This is a genomic window from Aquimarina algiphila, assembly GCF_007489275.1.
In the GTDB taxonomy this organism is placed as follows: domain Bacteria; phylum Bacteroidota; class Bacteroidia; order Flavobacteriales; family Flavobacteriaceae; genus Aquimarina; species Aquimarina algiphila.
The window spans coordinates 1-275 of sequence record NZ_VLNR01000231.1; the positions used below are offsets into that span (position 1 = coordinate 1).

Below are 275 nucleotides of genomic sequence, written 5' to 3' on the forward strand. Positions count from 1 at the left end.
TATCCAGCCAAATGCTTACAGAACGTAAGGTGTATTACGAGATATTGAAAAAAGTTCAATATAGTAATGGTGATATAACAGAATGGTTAGACTGGTTTTTAAATTGTTTATATCGTGCTTTAGAAACATCGGAAGGAACGATGAGGGAAGTACTCTATAAATCTGAGTTTTGGGATAAACATAAAGATACCAGCATTAATAGTAGACAACGATTAATGCTTAACAAATTATTAGATGGTTTTGATGGAAAACTCAAATCCTCAAAGTGGGCAAAG

At 32.7% G+C, this 275-nt stretch carries 1 pseudogene; it reads left to right on the plus strand.

Annotated features, from left to right (window positions below):
• A pseudogene (locus FOF46_RS31145) lies at positions 1-275 on the plus strand (DUF4172 domain-containing protein); the annotation flags it as partial.